22 protein-coding genes are annotated in these 26,690 nt (G+C 71.0%); 5 read left to right on the top strand and 17 right to left on the bottom strand.

Translation table 11 applies throughout. The annotated features are described in order from the left end of the window. Positions 1-96: 96 nt before the first annotated feature. Together ACWIGU_RS32690 and ACWIGU_RS32685 are read right to left on the bottom strand one after the other, a co-directional pair. Entirely contained in the window at positions 97-561 is a 465-nt protein-coding gene (locus ACWIGU_RS32690; protein ID WP_454405276.1) for a molybdenum cofactor biosynthesis protein MoaE, read from the bottom strand. Positions 562-681: 120 nt separating this feature from the next. Continuing rightward, a complete protein-coding gene (locus ACWIGU_RS32685; protein WP_454405275.1) occupies positions 682-1,794 on the bottom strand; it encodes an SDR family oxidoreductase in 1,113 nt (370 codons plus the stop codon). Positions 1,795-1,984: 190 nt separating this feature from the next. Here ACWIGU_RS32685 and ACWIGU_RS32680 point away from each other — a divergent pair, with 190 nt between their 5' ends. Together ACWIGU_RS32680 and ACWIGU_RS32675 are read left to right on the top strand one after the other, a co-directional pair. Further along, complete coding sequence (locus ACWIGU_RS32680) at positions 1,985-3,457, top strand: zinc-dependent metalloprotease (protein ID WP_454405274.1); 1,473 nt, start codon at positions 1,985-1,987, stop codon at positions 3,455-3,457. Beyond that, positions 3,454-3,978 carry an NUDIX hydrolase gene (locus ACWIGU_RS32675; RefSeq protein ID WP_454405273.1) on the top strand — a complete coding sequence of 175 codons (525 nt, stop codon included), beginning with the start codon at positions 3,454-3,456 and terminating at the stop codon, positions 3,976-3,978. Before ACWIGU_RS32680 ends, ACWIGU_RS32675 begins: the two co-directional genes overlap by 4 nt. Before the next feature lie 110 nt (positions 3,979-4,088). Here the strand turns inward: ACWIGU_RS32675 and ACWIGU_RS32670 are convergent, their stop codons facing one another. From ACWIGU_RS32670 to ACWIGU_RS32655, 4 genes are all read right to left on the bottom strand, one after another. Beyond that, positions 4,089-4,844 (bottom strand): AIM24 family protein, encoded by a 756-nt coding sequence (locus ACWIGU_RS32670; RefSeq protein ID WP_405478659.1) that lies wholly within the window; start codon positions 4,842-4,844, stop codon positions 4,089-4,091. Between the two features lie 16 nt (positions 4,845-4,860). Continuing rightward, positions 4,861-5,541: an AIM24 family protein gene (locus ACWIGU_RS32665; protein ID WP_100596677.1), complete on the bottom strand. Its 681-nt coding sequence runs from the start codon at positions 5,539-5,541 to the stop codon at positions 4,861-4,863. An 11-nt stretch (positions 5,542-5,552) separates the two neighbouring features. Next, positions 5,553-7,265 carry a TerD family protein gene (locus tag ACWIGU_RS32660; protein ID WP_454405272.1) on the bottom strand — a complete coding sequence of 571 codons (1,713 nt, stop codon included), beginning with the start codon at positions 7,263-7,265 and terminating at the stop codon, positions 5,553-5,555. A gap of 237 nt (positions 7,266-7,502) precedes the next feature. Continuing rightward, a complete protein-coding gene (locus ACWIGU_RS32655; protein ID WP_454405271.1) occupies positions 7,503-8,099 on the bottom strand; it encodes a M48 metallopeptidase family protein in 597 nt (198 codons plus the stop codon). 304 nt (positions 8,100-8,403) lie between these two features. On the opposite strand from ACWIGU_RS32655, the gene ACWIGU_RS32650 reads away from it, so the two are divergent. Both ACWIGU_RS32650 and ACWIGU_RS32645 read left to right on the top strand, forming a co-directional pair. Continuing rightward, on the top strand, positions 8,404-9,597 hold the full coding sequence (locus ACWIGU_RS32650) for a ThiF family adenylyltransferase (protein ID WP_454405270.1): 1,194 nt from the start codon (positions 8,404-8,406) through the stop codon (positions 9,595-9,597). A 41-nt stretch (positions 9,598-9,638) separates the two neighbouring features. Continuing rightward, positions 9,639-11,117 carry an ABC1 kinase family protein gene (locus ACWIGU_RS32645; protein ID WP_454405269.1) on the top strand — a complete coding sequence of 493 codons (1,479 nt, stop codon included), beginning with the start codon at positions 9,639-9,641 and terminating at the stop codon, positions 11,115-11,117. Between the two features lie 73 nt (positions 11,118-11,190). On the opposite strand, the gene ACWIGU_RS32640 is transcribed toward ACWIGU_RS32645, so the two are convergent. The 5 genes from ACWIGU_RS32640 to ACWIGU_RS32620 form a co-directional block, all read right to left on the bottom strand. Continuing rightward, entirely contained in the window at positions 11,191-11,400 is a 210-nt protein-coding gene (locus tag ACWIGU_RS32640; RefSeq protein ID WP_454405268.1) for a hypothetical protein, read from the bottom strand. An 86-nt stretch (positions 11,401-11,486) separates the two neighbouring features. Continuing rightward, positions 11,487-11,810, bottom strand: coding sequence for a hypothetical protein (locus tag ACWIGU_RS32635; RefSeq protein ID WP_326774205.1), 324 nt, complete (start codon positions 11,808-11,810; stop codon positions 11,487-11,489). Next, the gene (locus ACWIGU_RS32630; protein WP_454405267.1) at positions 11,807-12,175 is read right to left on the bottom strand and encodes a WhiB family transcriptional regulator; all 369 of its coding nucleotides are present in this window, start codon (positions 12,173-12,175) and stop codon (positions 11,807-11,809) included. The genes ACWIGU_RS32635 and ACWIGU_RS32630 overlap by 4 nt, the downstream gene beginning before the upstream one ends. Positions 12,176-12,348: 173 nt before the next feature. Further along, complete coding sequence (locus ACWIGU_RS32625) at positions 12,349-12,672, bottom strand: hypothetical protein (RefSeq protein ID WP_454405266.1); 324 nt, start codon at positions 12,670-12,672, stop codon at positions 12,349-12,351. Positions 12,673-12,835: 163 nt separating this feature from the next. Beyond that, complete coding sequence (locus ACWIGU_RS32620) at positions 12,836-15,055, bottom strand: ATP-dependent DNA helicase UvrD2 (RefSeq protein ID WP_454405265.1); 2,220 nt, start codon at positions 15,053-15,055, stop codon at positions 12,836-12,838. Between the two features lie 240 nt (positions 15,056-15,295). On the opposite strand from ACWIGU_RS32620, the gene ACWIGU_RS32615 reads away from it, so the two are divergent. Further along, entirely contained in the window at positions 15,296-15,559 is a 264-nt protein-coding gene (locus ACWIGU_RS32615; RefSeq protein WP_454405264.1) for a mycoredoxin, read from the top strand. A gap of 57 nt (positions 15,560-15,616) precedes the next feature. Here the strand turns inward: ACWIGU_RS32615 and ACWIGU_RS32610 are convergent, their stop codons facing one another. From ACWIGU_RS32610 to ACWIGU_RS32585, 6 genes are all read right to left on the bottom strand, one after another. Beyond that, a complete protein-coding gene (locus ACWIGU_RS32610; protein WP_454405263.1) occupies positions 15,617-16,306 on the bottom strand; it encodes a hypothetical protein in 690 nt (229 codons plus the stop codon). 107 nt (positions 16,307-16,413) lie between these two features. Next, positions 16,414-17,364, bottom strand: a complete 951-nt coding sequence (gene nudC / locus ACWIGU_RS32605) for an NAD(+) diphosphatase (RefSeq protein WP_383751027.1) — start codon at positions 17,362-17,364, stop codon at positions 16,414-16,416. An 85-nt stretch (positions 17,365-17,449) separates the two neighbouring features. Continuing rightward, positions 17,450-18,862 (bottom strand): dipeptidase, encoded by a 1,413-nt coding sequence (locus ACWIGU_RS32600; RefSeq protein ID WP_454405262.1) that lies wholly within the window; start codon positions 18,860-18,862, stop codon positions 17,450-17,452. A gap of 10 nt (positions 18,863-18,872) precedes the next feature. After that, positions 18,873-22,598 carry a UvrD-helicase domain-containing protein gene (locus tag ACWIGU_RS32595; protein ID WP_454405261.1) on the bottom strand — a complete coding sequence of 1,242 codons (3,726 nt, stop codon included), beginning with the start codon at positions 22,596-22,598 and terminating at the stop codon, positions 18,873-18,875. A 57-nt stretch (positions 22,599-22,655) separates the two neighbouring features. Further along, positions 22,656-25,991: an ATP-dependent helicase gene (locus tag ACWIGU_RS32590; protein WP_454405260.1), complete on the bottom strand. Its 3,336-nt coding sequence runs from the start codon at positions 25,989-25,991 to the stop codon at positions 22,656-22,658. A 284-nt stretch (positions 25,992-26,275) separates the two neighbouring features. After that, positions 26,276-26,650, bottom strand: a complete 375-nt coding sequence (locus tag ACWIGU_RS32585; protein WP_454405259.1) for an MGMT family protein — start codon at positions 26,648-26,650, stop codon at positions 26,276-26,278. Between the last annotated feature and the right edge of the window lie 40 nt (positions 26,651-26,690).

Genomic DNA, 26,690 nt, shown 5'->3' with positions numbered 1-26,690 from the left:
ACCATCTGCTGGGTCAACGCTCGCCGCAGGGGTGCGGTTACGCAACCGGAACCGCCCGTGTGGCCGAAGCGAGGATCGTGGCCCGGCTCCGGGAGGTCAGCAGGCGCCGACCCACTCCTCGGTGCCGTCCGAGAACTTCTGGTGCTTCCAGATGGGCACCTCGTGCTTGAGGTCGTCGATCAGCTTGCGGCAGGCCTCGAAGGCCTCTCCGCGGTGCGGGCAGGACACGGCGACGACGACCGCGATGTCGCCGACCGCCAGATCGCCCACTCGGTGGACGGCCGCGAGGGCGCGCACCGGGAACTGGGCGACGACCTTCTCGGCGACGGCCCGCATCTCGACCTCGGCGGAGGGGTGGCACGAGTACCCGAGCGCGTCGACGTCGGCGCCACCGTCGTGATTGCGCACCGTCCCCACGAACAGGGCCGTGCCGCCCGCCGCGTCCTCCCCGACGGCCCCGAACACCTCGTCCACGGACAAGGGCGTGTCTCGGATCGCGATGAGCCGGATGGGGTCGTGCGCCGACTGCTCTCCGGGGTGGTCGTTCGTGGTGCGTGCCATGAGGCCATCGTGCCGTACGCGGCCACCGGCACGGAATAGCGCTTTCCACCGGCACGCGCGCGTAGTGGCTTGGAGCCTCCTACAGGGCGGGCCGGTCCCGGTGCCGGCCGGGGCGGGCCGTCAGATCCTGCGCCTGGCCTTGCGGGCCCGGCGCACGACGGCGGCCGCGCCCAGCAGGGCGACGGTGGCTCCGGCCGCGCCGGCCGCCGTCGCGTCCTTGCGCCCGAGGCGGCGGCCCGCGACGGTGTGCCGCCCCGAGACCTCCTCGAGGAGTTCGGCGAGAACCTCCTCGTTGGTCCACTGCGGGCGCCATCCGGCGTCGTGCAGCCGGCTCACGCTGACCACCCAGGGGTACATCGTGTACGCGAGGTCGCCGGCGGGGGACGGCGTGAGCCCGATCCGGTGAAGCCGGGCCGCGGCGCCCAGGGCGACAGCGGAGGGCAGCTCCATGCGGCGGATCCCGCTGAGCTCCTCGACCTCCTCCTGCTCCAGCCAGCCGTCGCAGCCGACGGCGAGTTCCCCTTCGACCTTCTCCAGGACGGCGTACTCGAGGGCGCTGCACAGGTCCTCGACATGGCAGAACTGCCAGGCGGGCCGGGATCCCGCCACGACGAGGAGCCGCGGCGACTCGAAATACCTGGTCAGGGCGGTGTCGGTGCCGCCGATGAGGGTGGCGGGGCGGACCACGGTCACATTGAGTCCGGGGTGGGCGCGCGGCGCGCGGCGCGCGAGCCGCTCGACCTCCAGGAGGTCGCCGACGCCGGTGGCCTCCGCGGTCGCGCGCAGTTCGGCGTCCTCGGAGAGGGGCAGCTCGTTGTCCTCGAGCGCTCCGTAGACCATCGCCGAGGTGCACAGGACGACACGGTGGACTCCGGCGGCGGCCGCGGCGGTGAGCACCGTCTGGGTGCCGCGCACGTTGTACGCCGTACGGGCGGCAGGGTCGGTCTCCAGGTCGAGGTCGAGCGCGAGGTGCACGACGACGTCCGCGCCGCGCAGCTTCTCGGCGATCGCCGGGTCGCGCACGTCCAGGATGTGCCAGGTCGCGGACGCGCACTCACCGCGCCGCTCGTCGATGGCCAGGACCTGCTTGATCTCGTCGGACGCGGCGAGTCGCTCGGCAAGGAGCGCGCCGACGCCGGAGGCGGCACCGGTGACCGCGACGACGGGGCCGCGCGCTCCGGAACTGGTCGAAGGGTTTCGCGCTGCGCGAACCTGTGGATCTGGGGAACTCACCGGGCGTCTCCAGCGGTTGTATTCAGTACGTACGTGTACGACGCGTACGTACCAGGAGGCATCCATCCTGCCGCAGGCCGTGAGTCGGCGGAGCACCGAGGCCCGATCGCGTCACGGTGTCTACGCTGGGTGTGTAGTCGGGCAAACGCCGCCGGGACAGAACCGGTGGCCTAACCAGCCGAGGAACCCCGTGAGTGACACCCCATTCGGATTCGGCCTTCCGCCGGAGGAGCCGGACGACGGCGACGAGGGCAAGAAGAAGGATCAGCAGGGCGGTGGCGGTCAGGGACCTGCCAACCCCTTCGGTTTCGGAGGGATGCCCGGCATGGGCGGCGGGGACAACCCCTTCGCCGCGATGTTCGGTTCCCTGAACCCCAATGACCTGGGGGCCGCCTTCCAGCAGCTCGGCCAGATGCTCTCGTACGAGGGCGGCCCGGTGAACTGGGAGATGGCCAAGGACATCGCCCGTCAGACGGTCTCCCAGGGCACCGCCGACGGCACCAAGGACGCGAGTGTCGGCCCCGCCGAGCGCTCGCAGGTCGAGGAGGCCGTGCGCCTGGCCGACCTGTGGCTCGACGACGCGACGTCGCTGCCGTCGGGCGCCGGGTCCGCGGTGGCGTGGAGCCGCGCCGAGTGGGTCGAGGCGACCCTCCCGGTGTGGAAGGAACTCGTCGACCCGGTCGCCGAGCGTGTCGGCCTGGCCATGGGCGATGTCCTTCCCGAGGAGATGCAGGCCATGGCGGGCCCGCTCATCGGGATGATGCGCTCCATGGGCGGCGCCATGTTCGGCTCGCAGATCGGGCAGGCCGTGGGTGTCCTCGCGGGCGAGGTCGTCGGCTCGACCGACATCGGTCTGCCGCTCGGCCCCGCCGGCAAGGCGGCGCTCCTGCCGGTGAACATCGAGGCGTTCGGCAAGGACCTCGGCATCCCCAAGGAGGAGGTGCGCCTCTACCTGGCGCTGCGCGAGGCCGCCCACCAGCGGCTCTTCTCGCATGTGCCGTGGCTGCGCTCGCACCTGTTCGGCGCGGTCGAGGGGTACGCGCGCGGCATCAAGGTCGACACGGCGAAGCTGGAGGACGCGGTCGGCCAGCTCGACCCGCAGAACCCGGAGCAGCTGCAGGAGGCGCTTCAGCAGGGCATGTTCCAGCCGGAGGACACTCCGGAGCAGAAGACCGCCCTGGCCCGCCTGGAGACCGCTCTCGCGCTCGTCGAGGGCTGGGTCGACGCCGTGGTCCACGCCGCCGCGAAGCCGCGCCTGTCGTCGGCCGACGCGCTCCGTGAGACGCTGCGCCGCCGCCGGGCGACCGGTGGCCCCGCCGAGCAGACGTTCGCCACTCTGATCGGTCTGGAGCTGCGCCCGCGCCGCCTGCGGGACGCCTCGCGACTGTGGGCCTCGCTGACGGACGCGCGCGGTGTGGACGGGCGCGACGGCCTGTGGGCGCACCCGGACATGCTGCCGACGGCTTCGGACCTGGACGACCCGGACGGCTTCGTGCACCGCGAGCAGCTGGACTTCTCCGAGATCGACAAGATGCTCGGCGAGGCGGCGAGCAGCGGCCTGGACAAGCCGAACCTCTCCAAGGAGGGCGACTCCAAGGGCGACGGTCCCGCGGACAGCTCCAAGGACGACTCCGACGGCTCCAAGGACGACGAGGGCAAGTGACGCTGCACGACGACGCGGTCCTCGTACTGAAGGCCTACGAGGACCAGCCGGAGCTGCGCCAGGCGTACCTGGACCATCTGTCCGCCCATCCCGAGGACGGCTTGTGGAAGGCCTGCACGGACGGTCATCTGACGGCGAGCGCGCTGGTCATCGACCCGTCCCGCGGGCGGGTGCTGCTCACGCTGCACAAGAAGCTCCAGATGTGGCTGCAGATGGGCGGCCACTGCGAGCCGGGTGACCTGACGCTCGCGGACGCCGCGCTGCGGGAGGCGACCGAGGAGTCCGGCATCCCCGGCTTGACGCTCCTGCCGGGCGGCCCCGTGCGGCTCGACCGGCATCCGATCCCGGGACCGTGCACACGGCATCTCGACACGCAGTACGCGGCTGTCGCTCCCGCCGACGCGGTGGCCGCCATCAGCGACGAGTCGCTCGACCTGCGCTGGTTCCCGTACGACGAGGTCGCGGGGGTGGCGGACGACTCCGTCGTGCGCCTGGTGGAGGCGACGCGCGCCCGACTGTGAGCGGGCATGTGTAAGGGGCGGCCACCACGGTGGCCGCCCCTTACACATGTCACGTGGCACATGGTCAGTCAGGACACATGGTCACTGAGGACACATGGTCGCCCTTCGGGTCAGCTCCAGACGTTGCCCTGGTTCTGACCGCGGGCACCCTGCTGGCCCATGCCGTACTGGGCGCCGAGGCCCTGGCCGATCACCGCGTTCTGCGGGGGCAGCAGCTCGCTGGGCTGTACGAGGGCGTAGCCCTGGCCCATGAAGCTGAGCTCCCAGCCCTCACCCGTGTTGCCGCGGCGCCGCCACACTCCGGAGGAGTGCGTCTGGGCCTGCATCTGCACGCGCAGGCCGTTGGACCAGGCGACGATCGCGTCCGCATCGGCGTTGACGTAGCGGTCCGGGGTGACCTGGAGCATCAGCGGCTGCCCCGACGTCATCAGGGCGACCTTGCCGCGCCCGGTGATGTTGAGCTGGTACTTGCCGGAGCCGGAGATGCCGTACTGGCTGTCGACGGCGACGACCTGGTAGCTGAGCGAGGAGTCGAGCGCGAGGACGTAACTGCTGTCCACGGTCAGACCGTCCTGCTCGACCTCCACCACGTGGATGTACTGGGCGAGGTTGGCGAGGTAGACGGTGCCCTGCCCGTGGCAGCGCATCAGGTCGAGGCCCTCACCGGTGTTGGCGCGGGCACGCCGCTGACCGGAGGTCTGGATCTCGCCGTCGAACTCGACAAGGCCCTGGTAGGCGACCATGGCGCCCTTGCGGGCGAGGATGTCGTCGTGGCCTTCCAGGGTGACCCGCAGCAGCTGCGGGTTCTGAACGGCGTAGCGCTCCTGGGTCTGCTGCTCGGAGTGCGCGAAAAGCGGGCTCTGCATGGTGTTCCGTTCCCCCTCAGCCCCGGACTCGGAGGCGGTCGGTGCTGTCCTCACTGGGCTGTACGACGACGATGCCTTCCCCGGAGAAGCCCATCTGGTAGGCCTCGCCGCTGCCGCGCCCGATGAGCGAGCCGGCCTTGAAGCTGCGCTTGCCCTTCACCTTGAGGTTCGGGGACCAGGCGATCAGCGCGTCCGGGTCGACGTACGTCTCGTCCTCGCCGCGGCCGCAGTCGACGACGATGGGGGTGCCGCGGGACGTGAGGGCGACGTAGCCCTGCCCGGAGATCTTGATGTTCCACAGGCCCTGGCCGGCGAACTTGGCGAGGCCCTTGACGCGCTCGACGCCCCACTGGAGGTGCGCGTCGAACGCGAGCAGGTTCGTGCCGTTCACCGAGATCGAATCGCCGCCGAGGTTGATGACGACGATCTCGGCGCCGTAGTCGGCGAGGTAGAGGATGCCGTCTCCGGTGGCCTTCATCAGGGGCGCGCCCTCACCGGTCATCCAGTCGCGGGCGATCTGGCGGACGGCGGGCGGGTTGGGCTCGTACTGGACGAACCCTTCGTAGGCGACCATCGAGCCCACGCGCGCGAGGAGGTCGTTGCCGGTCTGCATGGCGACCTTGAGCATGTTGGCGCCGTGGTTCTCCATGCGGGCGGCTACCGGGGTCGGGGCGTAGCCCGCGAGCGGCTGGTTCATGACGGGCTCCCTCAGACCTCGAACGGCTGGACGACGATGAAGTTCCCTGGCGCACCCCGGAACTGGAGGTTCACGCTCTCCCCGCTGTGTCCCGGGTAGGCGTTGTAGCGCATGCGCACCTGGCTGGACACGATCGCCTGCGCGGCGGCCGACCAGGCGACGACCGCGTTGCAGTCGGCGAACGTCGTCGGCGTCACGGGCAGCACGACGGGCGTGCCGTGCGTCTTGACGACGACCGTGCCCGTGCCCTGGAACTGCATGACGAACAGGGCACCGCCGGGAATGCCGTGCCCCTCGATCCGGCGCACCTCGTGCTGGAGGCTCTCGTCGAACGCCAGCACGTTCTCCGCGGATACGCAGATCGCGTCGCCCTGGAGCTCGATGGGGTGCAGATGCGTGGCCTCTTCCGCGAGGAAGACCTGGCCGCGGCCGGTGCAGCGCATCAGCTGCATCTCCTGGCCGGTCGCGTTGCCCACGATCCGGCCGGCGAAGCCCGCTCCCTTGTAGCCGAACTCGACCTTGCCCTGGTAAAGCACCATGCTGCCCTGACGGGCGAGCACCGGCTGGTCGCCGCCGGCGCCGAGGTCGACGCGGATCAGCTTCTTGTTCTGCAGGGTCCACCGCTGACCGGTGGGCGCCTCACGGAACGCCGAGAGCGCGGCGGCGACACCGGGAGCACCTCCGCCCTGCGGCACACCCTGAGGTGCCCCGTACGGCGACGGGGCACCCTGCTGACCGGGGAACTGACCGGGCGGCATCTGCCCGTAACCGGCAGGCGGGGTCGGCTGCCCGTAGCCCGGAGGCGGGGTCGGCGCCTGGGGCTGCTGTCCGTAGCCGGGAGGCGCGGTCGGCTGCCCGTAGCCCGGGGGCGGGGGCGCGGTCTGACCGGGCACCTGTCCGATGGGCGGCGCGTGCGGAGTGGGCGCGGCCGGCGGCTGCATGGTGCCGGGCGGCGTGGCCAGCGGTGCGACGATCGTCGGCGCCGCGTGCACCGACGGCGGGGCCGGGGCGGGCGCGGGCGGCGGCGTGGCTCCCTGCGGCGGCGCGTAGCCCTGCTGGGCGTGCTGCGGGGCCGGGGCGGGCGCGGGCGTTGCGGGCGCGGGCGCGCCGAACGCGGGTGGCGCCGTGGCCTGCCCGGGCGGCGCGAACGACGGTGCACCGGCCGACGGCTGGGGCGGCGAGGCGGCGGGCTCCTCGTCGGCAACCTCACCGCCGAAGTTCTTCAGCAGCGCGTCGAGTCCGCCGTCGAACCCCTGCCCGACGGCCGCAAACCGCCAGACGTCCTTCAGGTAGAAGTCGCCCAGCATCACAGCACGTTCGGTCGAGAACTCCGTGCCGTTGAACGAATAGCGGGCGACCTCCTCGCCGCCCGCGACGATCCGTACGTATCCGGGGGCGATCTGCGACATCTGCCCGGCGCCGTCGATCGTCGCGGTGAACGACAGCTTCTGGATGTTCGCCGGGATCCGGTCGAGGGTGACGCGGAAGGACTCGCTGTCGCCGGCCTGCGCACCGAGAAGCTGAATCGACTCCTCGGGCGATTTCGGCTGATTGAAGAAGACGAAATACCGGTCGTCCGAGAGCCGTTCGTCGGCGTCAAGACCGAAGCAGCTGATGTCGAAGGTCAGCCCGGGACCCGTGATCTGCACGCCTACGTACAGATCGGTGCCCGCGGTGAGGTCACTGATCTTGGCCTTGTGGCCGCGTTGGAATTCCCTGGCCATGCGTAACGACCGTCCCCCATCCCGAAGGTGAATACGTCGCGTCAGGCTAACCGCAAACACTGACAGCGGCGGCAGCCGGTACAGCCCTGGTACACAACGGGCACGCGGCGGGCGGAGTCGGCGAAGGGGCGACGGACAGTCAGACCTGGCCGCCGGAAGGTCATAAGAGGGTGACTGCCGGTCGCTCCAAGGCAGTCGCTCATGGGAAGCCACTCACGGGCGGTCACTCCTGGGTGCTCACTCCTCGCGAGCGGCCGGCAGGTGGGCCAGCCGGTCGGCCGCGACAACACCCTCGAGATAGCCCCGCGCCCGCTCCGTGCGCGGATACGCCTCAAGCAGACGCCAGAACCGCGGCCCGTGCCCCGGCACCAGCAGATGCGCCAACTCGTGTACGAGCACGTAGTCGACGACGTACTCCGGCATCCCCTGCAGCCGGTGCGACAGCCGGATGCTGCCCTCGGACGGCGTGCACGACCCCCAGCGCGTGTTCTGATTCGTCACCCAGCGCACGGACGTGGGGCGGGCCCGGCCATCGAAACACTGCCCGGACAGCCGCTCCGCCCGCTCGGCGAGCTCCGCGTCCCCCAGGACCCGTTTGCTCTCCTGCGCGGCCAGCTTGTCGAGCATGACGTTGACCCAGCGCTTCTCCTCGGCCTCCGACATACGGGCCGGAATGAGGACGACGGTCCGGTCACCCTCGCGATACGCGGAGACCGTTCGGCGCCGCCGGGCGCTTCTGCGGACCTCTACCGCGCTCGCCCTCGGGCCGCTCGGCGGCGGGCTGGTCGTGCTGCGCTGCGTGTTCGTGGCACGGTGCAGTGGGTCGGCGGGCACGCCCCGACGTTACCCGCTGCACATGGGGGAAGTCCCGCCTCCGGGACTCTTCGGTGCGGCCCCGCACGCCTCCCGCGCGATTTATACGACTAACACCCACCCCCTGTGGATAACTTTTCACACGGATTCCCCCCGCCGTGCATCCTGGCAATCGACCGACCAGCCACCCGAATTCCGGACCGCGGTCACGTCACCGACACCACCGACTTCGCCAACGTCATCGACTTGACCGCCAACTTGATCACCAGAGCGAGAACACAGACACATCACGGGGGAACAGATGGGCACTTCACCGCCTACAGCCATGCATCCGATCCTGAAACCGGCGCTGCGACGCGGCTGGCGCGACCTCAATACCGTCCAGTTCGGCGTGGCAGCCGCCCACGCCGTCGTACTCGGCCCGGTCGACACCGCGACCGGCACCTTCCTCACCCTCCTCGACGGAACCCGCGGCGTGGCCCTGCTGCGCGACGAAGGCCGCCGGATGGGACTTCCCGACGGCCATGTCGACGCCCTGCTCCACCGCCTGGCGAGGGCCGGACTGCTCGACGACGCCACCGGTGGAGGCCCGGCCTTCGACGCGCTCCGCAGGCGCCAAGGAGTCCTCGACCGGCTCCGCCCCGACCTGGCAGCCCTCACGGTCCTCTCCCCTGAACCAGCCGCAGGGGCAAGGAAATTGGCGGCCCGCCGCAGCATGCGCGTCCAGGTCCGCGGAACCGGCCGCGTCGGCACGGTCATCGCGTCCGTCCTGTCCGCCGCAGGCGTCGGCCACGTCGATGTGCGCGACGGAGGCTGTGTCGAACCGTGGGACGTGGCCCCGGGCGGACTCCCCGTCGAATCCGTCGGAGAACGCCGAGACACGGCCGCGCATCGAGCCGTACGCAAGGCGGCACCCGACCGCCCACCCCGTCCCGACCGCCGCTCCCGCCCACCTCGATCCCAAGCCCAGCCCCCATCCCCGTCAGAGATCCAAGCCCCGCCTTCAGCCGAGGAACCTGCCCTCTCCCTCGTGGTCATCGCCCCACGCGACGGCCTGTCCGCACACACCCCCGACCCCCTGGCCGCCGAAGAACTCATCGCCTCTGGCACGCCCCACCTCTACGCCGGAGTGGTCGAGGCCACCGGAGTCGTCGGCCCCCTGGTACTGCCCGGCGGCACCGCCTGCGCCGGCTGCCTGTCGTTGGACCGCACGGACCGCGACCCCACCTGGCCCCGACTCCTCGCCCAATGGCGTTCCGGACGTCAACTCCAGGTACCCGCATGCGACCTGGCTCTCGCCACAGCCGTCGCCGGACTCACGGCAGCACACGCGCTGGCCTTCCTCGACGGCGAACTGCCGTCCAGCACCGGCGCCCGCTGGGAGGCATCGGCTCCGGGACTCGATTGGCACGCCCGCGCGGTATGGGCACATCCGGACTGCTCATGCGGAGCAGGTGAGAGAAGTAAGGGGGAGCAGACCTCCGAGGGCGGAGAGCAGCACGACACAATGGCCGGGTAACCGCCGCTGGCGGCACGGCAGGCTGGGACTTGGAGGGGCGCATGTCTGATCTTCCCCGGAAGGCGGTAACCCGGACCGCCAAACTGGCCGCGCTGCCACTCGGCTTCGCCGGGCGCGCGACCTGGGGCCTCGGCAAACGCATCGGCGGGAAGTCGGCCGAGATCGTCGGGCGGGAACTGCAACAGCGCACGGCGGACCAGCTCTTCAAGGTTCTCGGTGAGCTCAAAGGCGGAGCCATGAAGTTCGGGCAGGCCATGTCCGTCTTCGAATCCGCCCTCCCCGAGGAGGTCGCAGGCCCGTACCGCGCCGCGCTGACCAAACTCCAGGAAGCGGCGCCCCCCATGCCCACCAGGACGGTCCACGCCGTCCTCGCGGAACGGCTCGGCGACGAATGGCGGGAGAACTTCCTGGAGTTCGAGGACAAGCCCGCGGCAGCCGCATCGATAGGGCAGGTCCACCGCGCCATCTGGCACGACGGCCGCGAGGTCGCCGTCAAGGTGCAGTACCCGGGAGCCGGCGAGGCCCTGCTTTCCGACCTGAACCAACTCGGCCGCTTCGCCCGCCTCCTCGGCCCCCTGATCCCCGGCATGGACATCAAGCCGCTCATCACGGAACTGCGCGACCGGGTGTCCGAGGAACTCGACTACGGGCTGGAGGCACAGGCCCAGCGGGCTTGCGCCGAAGAGTTCGCCGATGATCCCGATGTGCACGTACCCGACGTGGTGCACCAGCGCGACCAGGTCCTCATCACCGAATGGATAGACGGAACACCGCTCTCCGAGGTGATCATCGACGGCACCGACGAACAACGGGACCGGGCAGGACAGCTTCTCGCCCGCTTCCTGTTCTCGGGCCCGGCCCGCACCAGCCTCCTCCACGCCGATCCGCACCCTGGAAACTTCAGGCTGCTGCCCGACGAGAACAACGGCTGGCGACTCGGAGTCCTCGACTTCGGCACCGTGGACCGGCTCCCCGGCGGCCTCCCCGAAACCATCGGCACCTCACTGCGCATGACCCTGGCGGGCAACGCGGAAGCGGTCTACGAACTGCTGTGCACAGAGGGCTTCGTCAAGGAGACGATCGACCTCGAACCCGACGCGGTGCTCGAGTACCTGTTGCCGATCATCGAGCCGGCCCTGGTCGACGAGTTCACCTTCACGCGCGGCTGGATGCGCAGCCAGGCCGCACGCATCGCCGATCTGCGCTCCCCCGCCCACCAGCTCGGCAAGCAACTGAACCTGCCGCCCTCCTACCTCCTGATACATCGCGTGACCCTCAGCACCATCGGAGTCCTGTGCCAACTCGGCGCGACGGTACGGCTACGGGACGAACTTGAGAGGTGGCTACCGGGATTCCTGGCGGGGGACGAGGAGCCGGTTGACGACACGGCAGGCGGAGCGGCCGTGGGATCGTCCGGCGGCACCGTCGAGGGCTCGGCCGTCGGCGCGGGCGAAGACATAGCTGCGGCAGCAGCGGCGAGCGCGGGGACGAGCGAGGGCGTCTCGGCTGCTGAGGCGTGATCAAAAACTGGGGGCGGGGTGGGGCGGGGAGGGGGCGGGAGGGAAGCCCCCCCAAGGAATGTTCCGCCGAAGCTCACCACCACTCCGAATCCAGCCGCCCCTCAATAGCCCGCAGGTTCTCCCGGGCGCAGCGGTCGCAGTAATGCCGGCCGGTCCCGTTCTCCACTGAGTAGGTCCAGGTCGGCGGGGAGCCCTGGGTGGTGGTGCCGCAGAGGGCGCACACGATGGTGCCGGGCTCGGGCTCGGGTCGCTGCGCTGAGTCGCCGTCGGGAAGAGACGTCACGTGGTGACGATAGCTCCGTCTTCCGAGGCTGGGGGGCAACGCACCGCGGGGGCCGGTCCGTTGTGGACCGGCCCCCGCGGGGTGGGTCACTGCATGACCGCCATGGCGAGCGCGCGGCGGGCGCGCAGTGATGCGCGCTCGGCGCGGCGCTGCATCCGGCGGGCCGTTGCCAGGCGCAGTGCGCGGCGTTCGGCCTCGGCGGAGCGCAGCCGCTCGTGCATATGCGCACGAGCCAGTGCTTCTGGGATGAGTTGCATCTCTCGGGTCCTGTTCTGACGCGAGTCGTTCGCGTCCGTGGTGGTGAAGTCTGGGGTCGCAGAGCCGGTGGGCTCGCTGGTGGACGGCTTCATCGGGGCCTGCTTCTGGGGGTCGTGCGTCAGGGGGCGGTCGATCGTTCCTCGTGCGTTCATGCCGCGACCGGGTTCTTGCGCGGGCGGCCACGCGGCCGCTTCCGGGCTACGACGACGCCCTGGACGAACAGTTCGCCGCCCCAGACGCCCCAGGGCTCGCGCCGCTCCTTGGCGCCGGCGAGGCAGGCCTCGACGAGCGGGCAGGTGCGGCAGAGGGACTTGGCGTACTCGACGTCCGCCGGCGACTCCGCGAAGAAGACCTCGGGGTCGTAGGCACGGCAGGGGACGGGTACGCCGAGGTTCTCGATGGCGTCGTCGAGCGCGGTGAGCGCAGTCAGGGGGTTCAAGGCGGGGTCCTCCGTGAGACCGGGCGGGGGGAGAGTGTCTGAAGGCGGTACTGACGGGGCGTGCGCTTCGAGTTGCACGGTGTTGTCTTCCTCGTCTGGTCGTTCCGGCCTGTGGGCCGGGTGGCGGTTGGTACCGGGTCTTTTCTTGTTCCCGAGGCCCCTTCGTTCTGTTGTCCCGTGCGGGCAAAACAGAAGGGCCGCGGATCCCGGGTGGGGTTCCGCGGCCCTGAAGGCGCCGGCCTGATCGAGGATCAGGCTGGATCACTCCAGGGTTCGAGCCCACGGAAGGCCCACATCGTGTGGTGGTGCGTCGTCTGCTTCCGGGATCCGGCACCGGCCGCCGCAATGGCATAGGCCTGGGCCTGTGCCGTTGCTACTGCTTCCGGTGCCTTGGTCGGTCGCTCATTGCCCTCGCGGACGGGAAGACCGGCGAGGGAGAGGAAGGACTCCGGGCGGGCGGCGGGGATGCCGGACGCACCGGTGCCCAGGTTCGAGAAACCGAGCAGGCAGGAAGCGACGACCGAGCGATCGGTCATTTTGGCGGTGCTGATGAAGCTGGCGTTGATGCTGATCACTGGAATTCGCCTCCTCTCGGCGTCTCTGGGACCGGGGTGAACCGGTCCGACGGCTTTAGTACAGCACGGAACCAGGGCCTCGGAGAAGAGGCGCTGTTCCCGTGCTTAAGAACCTATGGGGATTGCTGGGGCATGCGCAAACTATTTTTTCGACGAGTTTGCATCAGTCGTCCTCGTCGACTCCTCCAACGCCCTCATCCGGGGCCCCACCTGCGCAGATGGTGAGTACGTCGGTGCCGAACCGGTTGAGCTTGCGCATGCCGACGCCGGGGATGCGGGCGAGTTGGGCCGCGTCTTCGGGCATGGCTTCGGCGATGGCGATGAGGGTCTTGTCGGTGAAGACGCAGAAGGCGGGCTGTCCGAGCTGTTGTGCCTGGTCGGCGCGCCAGTCGCGGAGTCGCTCGTAGAGGCCTTCGTCCATGTCGGAGGGGCAGTCCTCGCAGCGCATGAGTTTCATCTCGCCGGCGTCGGTGAGGGTGCGTCCGCAGACGTGGCAGCGGGCGACGGTTCGGGCGGTGCGGCGTCGGACGGGTCCGGTGGTGGTGCGGGGCGTTGAGGGTGTGCCGTGTTCGATGCCGCCTTGTCCGGTGCTGGTGTTGCGGGCCGTGGCTCCTGAGGTGCCTGGCCGGATCCCGTCGAGGAAGCGGCTGGGGCGGCGGTTGGGTCGGCCGCCAGGTGAGCGGGAGAGGGACCAGGACAGGCTGAGGTGGTGGCGGGCCCGGGTGACGCCGACGTAGAGGAGGCGGCGTTCTTCCTCGATTTGTTCGTCGGTCTTGGCGTAGGTGATCGGCATCATGCCTTCGGCGAGGCCGACGACGAAGACGGCGTCCCATTCGAGGCCCTTGGCGGCGTGCAGGGAGGCGAGGGTGATGCCTTCGACGGTGGGTGCGTGTTGGGCGGCGGCGCGTTCGTCGAGTTCGGCGACGAGGTCGGTGAGGGTGGCGGTGGGTTTGGCGCGGGCGAAGTCTTCGGCGAGGCGTACGAGGGCGGCGAGGGATTCCCAGCGTTCGCGGACGGCTCCGGAGCCGTCGGGGGGTTGGCTGGTCCAGCCTTCGCCGGAGAGGACGGCTCGGACCTGCGAGGGCAGGTCGACGGCGTCGTCGAGGAGGGAGTCGTTGTTTCCGAAGCGGGCGGCGCTGCGGAGGGCGTGGCCTGCTTTGCGTACTTCCGCGCGCTCGAAGAAGCGTTCTGCGCCGCGTAGCTGGTAGGGGATACCGGCGTCGGCGAGGGCTTGCTCGTAGATCTCGGACTGTCCGTTGGTGCGGAACAGGATGGCGATTTCGCCGGCGGAGACGCCGTTGTCGATGAGGGTGCGGATGCGGCGGGCGGTGCCTTCGGCTTCGGCGGGTTCGTCGGCGTAGTCGGTGTAGGCGGGTTCTGGTCCTCGGTCCCGTTGGGAGATGAGTTCGAGGCGGTGTTCGGCGGCACGGCCTTTGGCGTGGGAGAGGAGGGTGTTGGCGAGGTGGACGACCTGGGGGGTGGAGCGGTAGTCGCGCACGAGTTTGACGACGGTGGCGCCGGGGTGGCGGGTGCGGAAGTTGAGGAGGTGGTCGGGGGTGGCGCCGGTGAAGGAGTAGATGGTCTGGCTGGCGTCGCCGACGACGCATAGGTTGTCGCGGTCGCCGAGCCAGAGGTCGAGGAGTCGCTGCTGGAGGGGGCTGACGTCCTGGTATTCGTCGACTACGAAGTGCTGGTACTGGGAGCGGACCTGTTCTGCGATGTCGTGGCGGTCCTGGAGGATGCCGACGGTGAGCAGGAGGACGTCCTCGAAGTCGATGAGGGTGCGGTCGCGCTTGAGCGTTTCGTAGGTGGCGTAGATCTGGGCGGTCTCTGCGTTGTTGCGGGGGGTGATGCGTCCGGCTTTGGCGGCTGCTGCGGCGTAGTCGGCGGGGACGGTCTGGGTGACTTTGGACCATTCGATTTCGGCCGTGACGTCGCGGAGCTCGCCGCGCTCGAGCCGGATGCGGCAGGCGGCGGCCGCGTCGGCGACGAGCTGGATCTTGCGGTCGACGATGCGGGGGAGTTCGCCGCCGACTGCTTTGGGCCAGAAGAACTGGAGCTGGCGCAGGGCGGCGGCGTGGAAGGTGCGGGCCTGGACTCCGCCGGCGCCGAGGTGGCGGAGTCGGCCGCGCATTTCGCCTGCTGCGCGGTTGGTGAAGGTGACGGCGAGGATGCTGTTGGGCTGGAGGATGCCGGAGCGGACGCCGTAGGCGATGCGGTGGGTGATGGCGCGGGTCTTGCCTGTGCCCGCGCCGGCGAGGACGCACACCGGTCCGTGCAGGGCGGTGGCGACGGCGCGCTGTTCGGGGTCGAGCCCGTCGAGCACCGCATCGGCCGTGTCCGGAACCTGCAGGAAGAGGGTGGAGTGCGTTGCTGCTGTCACCCCGCCATGCTGCCAGGTCGGTGGGGGCAGGTGCGTCGCGTTGTCCACAGGGGGCGGGTGCAGTCGTATTAATGCGGCGCGTGTCACGTCTTGATGCGGCGCGTGTCACGTCTGCGGGTGTGGTGGACCTCATGCGTGGGCGGTGGTGGGTGCTCGGGCGGGGGCGGGAATGGTGGCCGGGTCACGTACGTTCGACTCATTGCGAACAAGCATTCCGAGCCGTGAAGGAGCATGAGGAACATGCCGGGGACTGTGACGATGTACAGCACGACGTGGTGCGGCTACTGCCGTCGGCTGAAGGGCCAGATGGACCGCGAGGGCATCGAGTACAACGAGGTCAACATCGAGCAGGACCCGGATTCTGCGGCGTTCGTCGAGAAGGCGAACGGCGGAAACCAGACGGTTCCGACCGTTCAGGTCGTTCCCGCCAACGGTGGGGCCGAGGTCATCATGACGAACCCGAGCCTTGCCCAGGTCAAGCAGGCGCTGGCCGGCGCCGCCTGATCGCTCCGTCCGTACAGACTGGCCCCTGCTTCGGCGGGGGTCTTCTGCATTTCGTGGTCACTTTCCCTTTGGCCTGTCCGGGTCAGTGTCCCCCTCCAGGGGGTAGCCGATCTTGGTCGCCTCTTCGGCGACAGTGGTCATGGATGCCTCGGGGTTCAAGCGGAGGGTCAAGGTCCGGTTCAAGGGTCGGTGGGCGTACACGTGGCGTACTACGTCGATGTCGACCGCGGTCTCGTAGTAGTCCTCGGCGAATGCTTGGAATGCGGCTGGGGTCGCGTCGGTGAGCAGGCGGAACATCCATCCGGAGCCGTCGGGGTCCGGATGGATGTCGGGGTATTCGATGTCTCCCGTGCGCCACTGTTCATCGTCGGTCTCGCGCCATAGGCATGCCGTCACCATGGGCATGTCTTCGTCGGTGAAGGCCGGTTCGTCGACGTAGGCGCGGAACGGGGCGGGGACCGAGTCCACCACGCCCGGCCAGGGCAGATCGTCGACGTAGGGGCTCATCGGCGACTCGTGGTCGAAGGCCCGGATGTACGCGCCCGCGGGGGCGAAGACGATGTCGAACTCGTCTCCGGAGCCGTTTCTCATCGAAGCGATCTGGTCCGTGTCCGACCAGGTGCGGCTGTACGAGTAGTACCGCTCGCCGTCAGGGTTCAGTACCGCTTCCAGCATCGCCATCGAGCGGCACAGGTCTCGCAGGGCTGGGATGTCGGGAAGGCCGCGAGCTACGTCGTGAACGGTCATGCGGCCAATCCAAGCGGATGCCCTGCCTGATCCGGCTTGATCTGGCCTGATCCGACCTGACCGGCGGGCCCCGGGTCAGGTCGGATCTGATCTGAGCCAGGCTGGGCCTATACGGCGTCGCCGGGCTTGGGGAGGGGCTTGCCGTACCAGAGTTCGATGAGACGGGCCGCGATCGAGATCCCGTAGGGGGCCATGACCTCTCCGGACTCGAACGCGGCGCGCAGGTCTTCGCGGGAGAACCAGCGGGCCTCGTGGATCTCTTCGCCGTCGACGTTGATCTCGGACGAGGTGGCGCGGGCCATGAAGCCGAGCATGAGGCTGGAGGGGAACGGCCAGGGCTGGCTGGCGACGTACTCGACGTCGGGTCCGACGACGACTCCGGCTTCTTCGAAGACCTCGCGGCGTACGGACTGCTCGATGGACTCTCCGGGCTCGACGAAGCCGGCGAGGGTGGAGAAGCGGCCTTCGGGCCAGTGGACCTGGCGGCCGAGGAGTGCGCGGTCCTCGTCGTCCGTGACGAGCATGATCACTGCGGGGTCGGTGCGGGGGTAGTGCTCGGCCCCGCAGGCCTGGCAGCGGCGGATGTGGCCCGCGGCGGCGATGACGGTGCGTTCGCCGCAGCGGGAGCAGAAGCGGTGCAGTCGCTGCCAGTTCTCGAGGGCGACGGCGTGCACCATGAGGCCGGCGTCCCGGGGGGACAGGAGGAGTCCGGCTTCGCGCAGGCCGGCGGGGCGCGCGGACTGGTCGATGCGGCCGGGGAGGGTGTCCTTCTGGAGGGCGAAGTAGCTGACGCCGTCGTCGTCGGTGCCCAGGAAGTAGCGGTGGGCTTCGGTGAGGGGCGCTTCGAAGGACGGGGTCATGACCAGTTCGGTGGCGCCGTCCGGCGTCTCGTCGATGAGTACCTGTCCGCCGGAGACCACGAAGACGCGGGTGGTGGGGTGGCTCCAGGCCGCGGCGAGCCAGGCCTCGTCGAGGCGGTGGTGTGCGGCGCGGTCGATGCCGCTGGGTGCGGAGAGTGAGAGCGGACGGTCGGCTGTGCGGTCGGTCCAGGTGGTCACGGGTGCTTCCAACTCCCCCGGTGGAATGGGTGTTTCGGCGGGACGGTTCGGCTGGGCGGGTGCGTGGTGCGGCGGGTGGGGTGGCTCAGTGTGCATCGCGCCAGTTCTCCGCGAGGTCGCCCCACAGGTGGGCGGCGGTTTCGACGCCCTTTTTGAGGAGGTCGAGTTCGACTTTCTCGTTGGGTGCGTGCCAGCCGTCGGAGGGGACGGAGATGCCGAGGAAGAGGACGGGTGCGTCGAGGACGTCCTGGAGGTCGGCGGCGGGGCCGGAGCCTCCTTCGCGCGTGAAGCGGATCTCCTGGTCGAAGGCGAGGTTCATGGCGCGGACGACGGACTGGAGGGCGGGGTGGTCGAGGGGGGTGAGGCAGGGGCGGGTGGCGGCGCCGAAGGTGATGGTGTGGCGGATTCCGGCGGGGAGCTGCCCCGCGACCCAGTCGGTGACGGCCTTTTCGACGTGGTCGGGGTCCTGTCCGGCGACGAGGCGGAAGGACAGCTTCAGCGTGGCTGAGGAGGGGACGATGGTTTTGCCGCCGGGGCCTTGGTAGCCGCTCCCGATGCCGTTGACCTCGGCGGTGGGGCGGGCCCAGATCCGTTCGAGGGTGGTGTGGCCGGCCTCGCCGTGGGTGGCGTGCGACTTGGCGGTGCGCAGCCACTGGGCTTCGTCGAAGGGAAGCTCGGCGAAGAGTTCCCGTTCGCGGTCGGTGAGGGGGGTGATGCCGTCGTAGAAGCCGGGGACGGCCACGCGTGCGTGGTCGTCGTGGAGGGCCGCGACGAGGCGGGCGGCGGCGGTGGCGGGGTTGGGTACGGCGCCGCCGAAGGATCCGGAGTGGATGTCCTGGTCGGGGCCGTGGAGTTCGATCTCGCAGTCGGCGAGGCCGCGCATTCCGGTGCAGACGGTGGGGGTGTCCTCGGACCACATGCCGGTGTCGGAGACGATCACGGCGTCTGCGGTGAGGCGGTCCCTGTGCTGCTCGGCGAGGGCGCGGAAGTGGGGGGAGCCGGATTCCTCTTCGCCCTCCACGAGGAGCTTGAGGTGGACGGCGGGGGTGGTGCGGCCGGTGGCGGCGAGGTGCGCGCGGACGCCGAGTGTGTGGAAGAACACCTGCCCCTTGTCGTCGGCTGCTCCGCGCCCGTGGAGGCGGTTTCCGATGACGACGGGTTCGAAGGGGTCGGTGTTCCAGCCGTCCTCGCGGGCCGCGGGCTGGACGTCGTGGTGCCCGTAGACGAGAACGGTGGGGGCGTTCGGGTCGTCGGAGGGCCAGTCTGCGAAGACGGCGGGGGCGCCGGGTGTCTCCCAGACCTCGGTGGTCGGGAAGCCGGTCTCCCGGAGTTTCGCGGCGAGCCAGTCGGCGCTGCGGCGTACGTCGGGTGCGTGGTCGGGCTGGGCCGACACGGACGGGATCCGGAGCCACTCGGCGAGGTCCTGGAGGAACGCGTCGTGGTGGGTCTCGATGTACGCACGGACGGTGCTGACGGCGTTGTCAACGGGCTTGCTCATGGTCCCGAGCCTATCCGTCCGCCGAGGCGTGCTCGTGCGGTGGTTCCGGTGCTCTCCGGTCGCCGGGGCCGGGGGTGGGGTCTTCGAGGAGGAGGCGTTCCAGTTCGGCGCGTCCGGGGAGGTCGCGGGGGGTGACGGTCTCGCCGTCGCGTACGTAGACGAACGTCGCCTTGACGGCCTCGGGAGGGAGGCCGTGCTGTTCGGCCCAGGCGAGCCGGTAGACGGCGAGCTGGAGCGGGTCGGCGGTGCGGCCGCGGGTGGTCTTCCAGTCGACGATCTCGTACGTGGTGTCGTCGCCGTCGCCTTCTTTGTAGACGGCGTCGATGCGGCCGCGGATGACGCGGCCGGCGATGGCGAGCTGGAAGGGCGTTTCGACACGGTGGGGGGTGCGGTGGGCGTAAGGCGTGCGGTCGAAGGCTTCCTTGAGGGTTTCGAGGTCGCGTTCGTCGGCGATGTCGGCCTCGCTGCCGGGGAGCTCTTCGGGGTCGAGCATGGGCAGGCGGAGCTCTTCGAAGCGGGATTCGACCCAGGCGTGGAAGCGGGTGCCGCGGCGGGCGGCGGGCTGGGGCGGGCGGGGCATGGGGCGGGCCAGATCCTGGGCGAAACCGTCCGGATCGGCGGCCAGGCGCAGGAGCTGGGAGGCGGTGAGGGTGGTGGGGAGGGGGACGTCGCGGACGGCCTGGCGGGAGCGCAGGAGTTCGCCGGTGAGGGCGTCGAGGTCGCGGTCCCAGGAGGCGAGTGTGCGGGTCTCCTCCGGAGTGAGCGGGTGACGCTCCGGGGGGGCGGTCTTTGTGGGCGCCGGGTCGGGGTGGGGGCGGGTGTCGGCGTCCTGGGGCGGGGTGGGGTGCGGGATGGCACCCAGGGGGTGCGCGTCGGCGGGCGCGTGCGGGGCGTCGTGCACGGGCGCGTGCGGGGCGTCGTGCGTGGGGCGGGCGCCGTCCGGGTGAGGGTGCGCGTCGTTGTGCGGGGCGCCGGCCGCGGGCTGCTCCTGCGCGGGGGTGCCGGTCGGGTGCGGAAGCGTGGGGCGCTCGTGCGGCAACGCGTCCCAGTCGTCCCACTCGTCCCAGTCCGGTCCGGGTCCGTCCTCCGGCGAGCTGAAGAAATCGCCCTCTTCATTAAGAGGCTCGTCTTCGCAAAAGGGCTCGTCTTCGTAGAGCGCCTCTTCGTCCGGCGGGGCCGGCCAGTCCGGGTCGGTGTACGTGGCCGGGTGGGCCATCTCGTGGGAGTGGTCGTCGGCCGGGGTTTCGAGGTGGGCAAGGACCGTGGCCGCGGCCGCGCGGCGGCGTGCCATGGCCTCGTCGTCGAGCGGGAGCGGCCACGCGTGTTCGGCAGATGCCTCCTGGAGCGCGGGGTTCTCCTCGTCCTCTGCCGGTTCGTCGGCCCAGGTCTCGATCTCCCCGTGTCCGGCGGCGCAGTGGTCGTACAGCGCCTGGAGGAAGTCGGAGGGGCCGCGAGGGCGCTTCTGGGCGGGGCCCCACCAGTGGCCGGAGCCGAGGAGGAGGGTGCGGGGTCGGGTGTAGGTGACGTAGCCGAGGCGGAGCTCCTCGGTGCGCTGGTGTTCCTTCATCTCTTCGTGGAAGGCCTTCATGCCCTTGGAGTCCCACGCTTCGATGTCGGGCAGTGTGGCGGCGTCGCCGCGCAGTTCGTGCGGGAGGACCTTGCTCTGGGCGGTCCATTTCTCGCGGCCCTGGGCGCTGGGGAACGTCCCGGTGACGAGGCCGGGGACGGCGACGACGTCCCATTCCAGGCCCTTGGACTTGTGGGCGGTGAGCACCTTCACGGTGTTCTCGCCGCCGGGCAGCGCGTTGTCGAGGCCCTTTTCGTACTGGGCGGCGGTGCGCAGGAAGCCGAGGAAGGCGAGGAGGGTCGCGGAGCTGTCGTTCGCGGCGAACGAGGCGGCGATGTCGAGGAAGTTGGACAGGGTTTCGCGGCGGCGGGCGGCCAGGGCGTGCGGTGACGCGGCGAGTTCGACTTCGAGGCCGGTGACGGCGAGGACGCGGTGGAGTACGTCCATCAGCGGGTCGGCGAGTGAGCGGCGCAGGTCGCGCAGCTCGGTGGCGAGGCGTGCGAAGCGCACGCGGGCCTGCGGTGAGAAGGGCAGCTTGTCGTCGCCCGGTGCGTCGAGGGGCGTTTCGAGGAATGTGTCGAGAGCGTCGGCGAGCGATATCACTTCGGAGGGGTCGACCCCCTCGACGGCTTCGGCGAGACGGCGGTCGGGATCGTCGGCCTGGCCCCCGCGCGCGTGGGCGACGAGGAGGCGGGCGCGGCGGCCGAGGAGGGCGAGGTCTCGGGGGCCGATGCGCCAGCGGGGGCCGGTCAGGAGGCGGACCAGCGAGGCGTTGGCGCCGGGGTCCTGGAGGACTTCGCAGACGGCGACGAGGTCGGCGACCTCGGGCAGGTGGAGGAGGCCGGAGAGGCCGACGACCTCTACGGGGATGTCGCGTGCGACGAGGGCGCCCTGGATGGCGGCGAAGTCGGTCGCGGTGCGGCACAGGACAGCGATCTCGCCGGGGGCGGTGCCGGTGCGTACGAGGTGGGCGAGGGAGTCGCCGAGCCAGTCGATCTCCTCGGCGTGGGTGCGCAGGAGGGCGCAGCGGACGATGCCGTCGCGTTCGGCGCCGGGGGCCGGGCGCAGGGCTTCCACGCCCGCGTGGAGTGCGCGCAGGGGCTGGGCGAGGCCGTTGGCGAGGTCGAGGAGGCGGCCGCCGCTGCGGCGGTTCTCGCTGAGGGAGAGGCGGGCGGCGGGGCGGCCGTCGGCGTGGGCGAAGTGTTCGGGGAAGTCGTCGAGGTTGGCGACGGAGGCGCCGCGCCAGCCGTAGATCGCCTGGCAGGGGTCGCCGACGGCGGTCACGGGGTGGCCGGTGCCCGCTCCGAAGAGGCCGGCGAGGAGGATCCGCTGGGCGACGGAGGTGTCCTGGTACTCGTCGAGGAGGACGACGCGGAACTCGTCGCGGAGGATGGCGCCGACCTCGGGGCGGGTGCGGGCGAGGGTGGCGGAGAGGGCGATCTGGTCGCCGAAGTCGAGGAGGTCGCGGGCGCGCTTGGCTTCGCGGTAACGGGTGACGAGTCCGGTGAGGTCGAGGCGGGCGGCGGCGGCCTCGGGGACCTTGCGCAGGTCGGCGTTGGTGAGTTTGCGGCCTTCGAGTGCGTGCAGCAGGCGGGTGTCGTAGGCGCGGAGTTCGTCGGGGTGGACGAGGTGTTCGGCGAGCTCGCCGTCGAGGGTGAGGAGGTCGCTGACGAGGTCGGCGAAGGAGCGGGTGAGGGCCGGGTAGGGGCCGGGGGCCTCGCGCAGGACGCGGGCGGCGAGCTGGAAGCGGGTGGCGTCGGCGAGGAGGCGTGCGGTGGGTTCGAGGCCGATGCGCAGGCCGTGGTCGGTGAGGAGGCGGCCCGCGAAGGCGTGGTAGGTGGAGATCACGGGCTCGCCCGGGGGGTTGTCCGGGTCGATGACGTCGGGGTCGGTGACGCCTGCCTTGATCAGTGCCTTGCGGACGCGCTCCGCGAGTTCGTCGGCGGCCTTGTTCGTGAAGGTGAGGCCGAGGACCTGCTCCGGGGCGACCTGTCCGGTGCCGACGAGCCATACGACGCGGGCGGCCATGACCGTCGTCTTGCCGGATCCGGCTCCGGCCACGATCACCTGCGGGGCGGGCGGCGCGGTGATGCAGGCCGTCTGCTCCGGGGTGAACGGGATCCCGAGGAGCTCCTTGAGCTGCTCGGGATCGGTGAGGCGCGTGGTCACCTCATCGAGGCTAACCGGCCCCACTGACAGCGCCGCCCGTTCCGGCGGAGGCGCACGTCACTCCACGACGTGTTTGCCTTCGGGGCGGGCGCTGCACGAGGCGCGGAACGCGCAGTGGGTGCAGTGCTGTCCGGTAGTGGGGGTGAAGCGTTCGTCGAGGACCTTGCCGGCGGCGGTCGCGAGGAGGTCGCCGACCCACTCCCCCTCGCCTCCGTCCGCGACGTCCCCCAAGGGGTGCTGCGACTGCACCTTGGGGAGGGCGTCACCGCCGTCCTTCTTGGCGGCGCCCTGACGCAGCTGGACGAGGTCGGCGCCGCCGGGTTCGGGGCGTTCGCCGTCGAAGGGTTCGTCGACGGCGCCCTCGCGGACGGCGAGCTGGTAGACGGCGAGCTGGGGGTGGCGGGCGACGTCGGCGGCTGAGGGCGCCTGCTTGCCGGTCTTGAAGTCGACTACGTAGGCGCGGCCTTCGGTGTCGCGTTCGACGCGGTCCATGGAACCGCGGATGCGCACTTCGTAGGAGCCCGCTTCGAGGGTGACGTCGAAGGCGTGTTCGCTGGCGACAGGGGTGCGCACGGTGCTGGAGTCGACGTGCCAGCGGAGGAAGCGTTCGAGCGCCACGCGCGCGTGCTCCTTCTCCTGGGCGGACTTCCAGGGGGCGTCGAAGGCGAGGGCGTCCCAGACGGAGTCGAGGCGTTCCATGAGGACGGCGAGGTCGGCGGGGGTGCGTCCGGAGGCGACCTCGTCGGCGAGGACGTGGACGACGTTGCCGAAGCCCTGGGCGGCGGTGGCGGGGGCGTCGGCCTTGACCTCGCGGCCGAGGAACCACTGCAGGGAGCAGGTGTTCGCGAGCTGGTCGAGGGCGCTTCCGGAGAGCACGACGGGCTGGTCGCGGTCGCGCAGGGGGATCCTGCTCTCGGTGGGGTCGTCCATGCCCCACCAGCGGTAGGGGTGCGCGGAGGGTACGAGGGGGCGGCCGTCGTCGTCGGTGAGGGCGGCGAGGCGGGCGAGGCGGCGGGCGGCGGCGTCGCGCAGCGTGACGGAGGCGCGTGGGTCGACGGTGGTGGCGCGCAGTTCGGCGACGAGCGCGGCGACGGACAGGGGGCGGCGGGGGCGGCCGGTGACGTCCTGGGGGTCGACGCCGAGTTCGGTGAGGAAGCGGGACGGCTGGTCGCCGTCGTCGGCGGGTGCCTTGACCGCGGTGACGATGAGGCGTTCACGCGCGCGCGTGGTGGCCACGTAGAACAGGCGGCGTTCTTCGGAGAGGAGCGCTCCGGGGGTGAGCGGTTCGGCGAGGCCGTCGCGTCCGATGCGGTCGGCTTCGAGGAGGGAGCCGCGGCGGCGCAGGTCGGGCCACAGGCCTTCCTGTACGCCGGCGACGACGACGAGGCGCCATTCGAGGCCCTTGGAGCGGTGGGCGGTCATGAGGCGTACGGCGTCGGGGCGTACGGCGCGTCCGGCGAGGGTGTCGGCGGCGATGTCCTGGGCCTCGACCTCTTCGAGGAAGTTGAGAGCGCCGCGGCCTCCGGTGCGTTCCTCGGCGCGGGACGCGGTCGCGAAGAGGGCGCATACGGCGTCGAGGTCGCGGTCCGCGTTGCGTCCCGCGGTGCCGCCGCGGCGGGCCGCGCGTTCCAGGCGCTGGGGCCATGAGGTGCCGTTCCACAGCTGCCAGAGGGCTTCTTCGGCGGTGCCTCCGGTGGTGAGGGTGTCGCGGGCCGCGCGCAGCAGGGCGCCGAGGCGCTGGGCGCCTCGGGCGTGGGCGGGGTCGTGGGCGGCGAGGCGTTCGGGCTGGGCGAGGGCGCGGGCGAGGAGTTCGTCGGAGGGCGACGGTACGTGGTTGCCGGCGGCGCGTTCCTCCTCGCGCAGGGCGCGGCCGAGGCGGCGCAGGTCGGCGGCGTCCATGCCGGCGAGGGGTGAGGCGAGGAGGGTGAGGGCGGTCTCGGTGTCGAGCCAGACGGGCGGTTCCTGGTCCTGGTCGCCGTCGGGTTCGGGGATGTCCTGCGCGACGCTGAGGGCGACGGCCCTGAGCGCGGTCAGCAGGGGCGTGACGGCCGGTTCGTGGCGCAGCGGCAGGTCGTCGCCGTCGATGTCGAGGGGGACGCCCGCTGCGGTGAGGGTGCGGCGCATCGCGGGGATGGAGCGGGTGCCGGCGCGGACGAGGACGGCCATGTCGCTCCAGGGGATGCCGTCCTCGAGGTGGCCGCGGCGCAGGATGTCCGCGATGTTGTCGAGTTCGGTGCCGGAGGTCGGGTACGTGCAGACCTCGACGCGGCCGCCGTCCCGCGCGGGGGTGAGCTCTCGGTGGGCGCGGATCTTGTCGGCGGGCAGGCGGGTCAGGGGCATGCGCCGGGTGATGCGGCGGGTGGCGTCCAGGAGGTGTGCTCCGGAGCGGCGGGACGTCGTGAGGACCTCTACGGGGGCGGGGCTTTTGTCGGCGCGGGGGAACCGGTCGGGGAATTCGAGGATGCCGTTCACGTCGGCGCCGCGGAACGTGTAGATCGACTGGTCGGGGTCTCCGAAGGCGAAAAGGGTGCGGCCGTGCCCGGCGAGGGCGTGCAGCAGCCGGACCTGGGCCGGGTCGGTGTCCTGGTACTCGTCGACGAACACGGCGTCGTAGCGGGTGGCGAGTTCGTCGGCGACGGGGGTGCGGTGGGCGAGGAGGACCGCGCGGTGGACGAGTTCGGCGTAGTCGAGGACGCCGTGCAGGTCGAGGACGTCGAGGTATTCGGCGAGGAAGGTGGCGGCCGCTTTCCAGTCGGGGCGGCCGATGCGGCGGGCGAAGGCGTCGAGTGCGGCCGGTCCGAGGCCCAGTTCGCGGCTGCGGGCGAGGACGGCGCGGACCTCGTCGGCGAAGCCGCGGGTGGTCAGGCAGGCCCTCAGTTCGTCGGGCCAGCGGACGTGGGCGAGGCCGGCCTGCTCGAGGTCGATCTGGCCGGCGAGCAGTTCGCGTACGGCGACGTCCTGTTCGGGTCCCGACAGCAGGCGCAGGGGTTCCTCGAACAGGCCGGCGTCCTGATGGGCGCGGACGAGGGCGTAGCAGAACGAGTGGAACGTGGTGGCCTGTGGTGCGTGGGCGGCGCCTATGCGCAGGGCCATGCGGTCGCGCAGTTCGACCGCTGCCTTGCGGCTGAAGGTGAGGACCAGGATGCGCTCGGGGTCGGTGCCTTTGGCGATGCGTGCGGCGACGGCCTCGACGAGCGTGGTCGTCTTGCCCGTGCCCGGTCCCGCGAGGACGAGGAGCGGACCGTGCGGGTGGTCAACCACCGCGCGCTGGCGTGCGTCCAGACGAGGGGGGTCCACCTGGGCCGGCGGGGTACGCACCAGTCGGTACGCGCCGGGGATCCCCTGTCGTACCTGGCGGTGCGACAGGTTCCGGGTGGAGGAAGAGGAGCTCACGTGGATCGCTGGTCCTGGTGGTTGTGCTGGGGGAACTGGGAGGCAGCCGGCCGTCCGCGTCGTCGGGGCGTGGCGGTGGCTGCGGGGTGAGGGAGGTGTGCGCCGTCGACGCTACGCCGTCGAGTGTGGCGGAAGCCGGGCTTCCGCCGGGTCCCCCGGGTCCCGTGCGGCACGGGTGTGCCGCGATTCACGAACGTACGCGGTGGTGGCGAAGTGCCCCTCTCGCCCCGTTTCCCCCGTACGGGCCACAGGCCGTTCGAACAGGGGCGCGATGGAGGAAGCTGTCAGGTGTGAGATTCCGCGCGTTCTTCGCCGTCCCATCGCGCGCGCCTCATGTCGAGGCGCGGGAGGTGCCCCTCGGACGTACGGGAGGCTTCGCGCAGGGGGGTGCTCTCCGCGCGGTAGTGCGCCATGGCGTCCAGTTCGTGGCCGGGCAGCAGCACGCCGTCGGAGCGCACCACGCGCCACCACGGAACGGCTCCTCCGTAGAGGGCCATCGCGCGGCCGACCTGGCGCGGGCCGCCCTCACCGAGCCATTCGGCGACGTCCCCATAGGTCATGACGCGCCCGGGCGGGATCAGCTCCGCGACCTCGAGCACCCGCTCCGCGTACTCCGGCAGCTCTCCCGCCGTACCGCTCTCCTCGCTCATCCGACCCATCCTGCCGCACCCCACCGACACTGTGACGGCCCGGTCACGG

This window comes from Streptomyces sp. NPDC055400 (genome assembly GCF_053644375.1).
The sequence above is the reverse complement of the archived record's forward strand: the minus strand, read 5'-3'. Positions and strand labels throughout refer to the sequence as shown.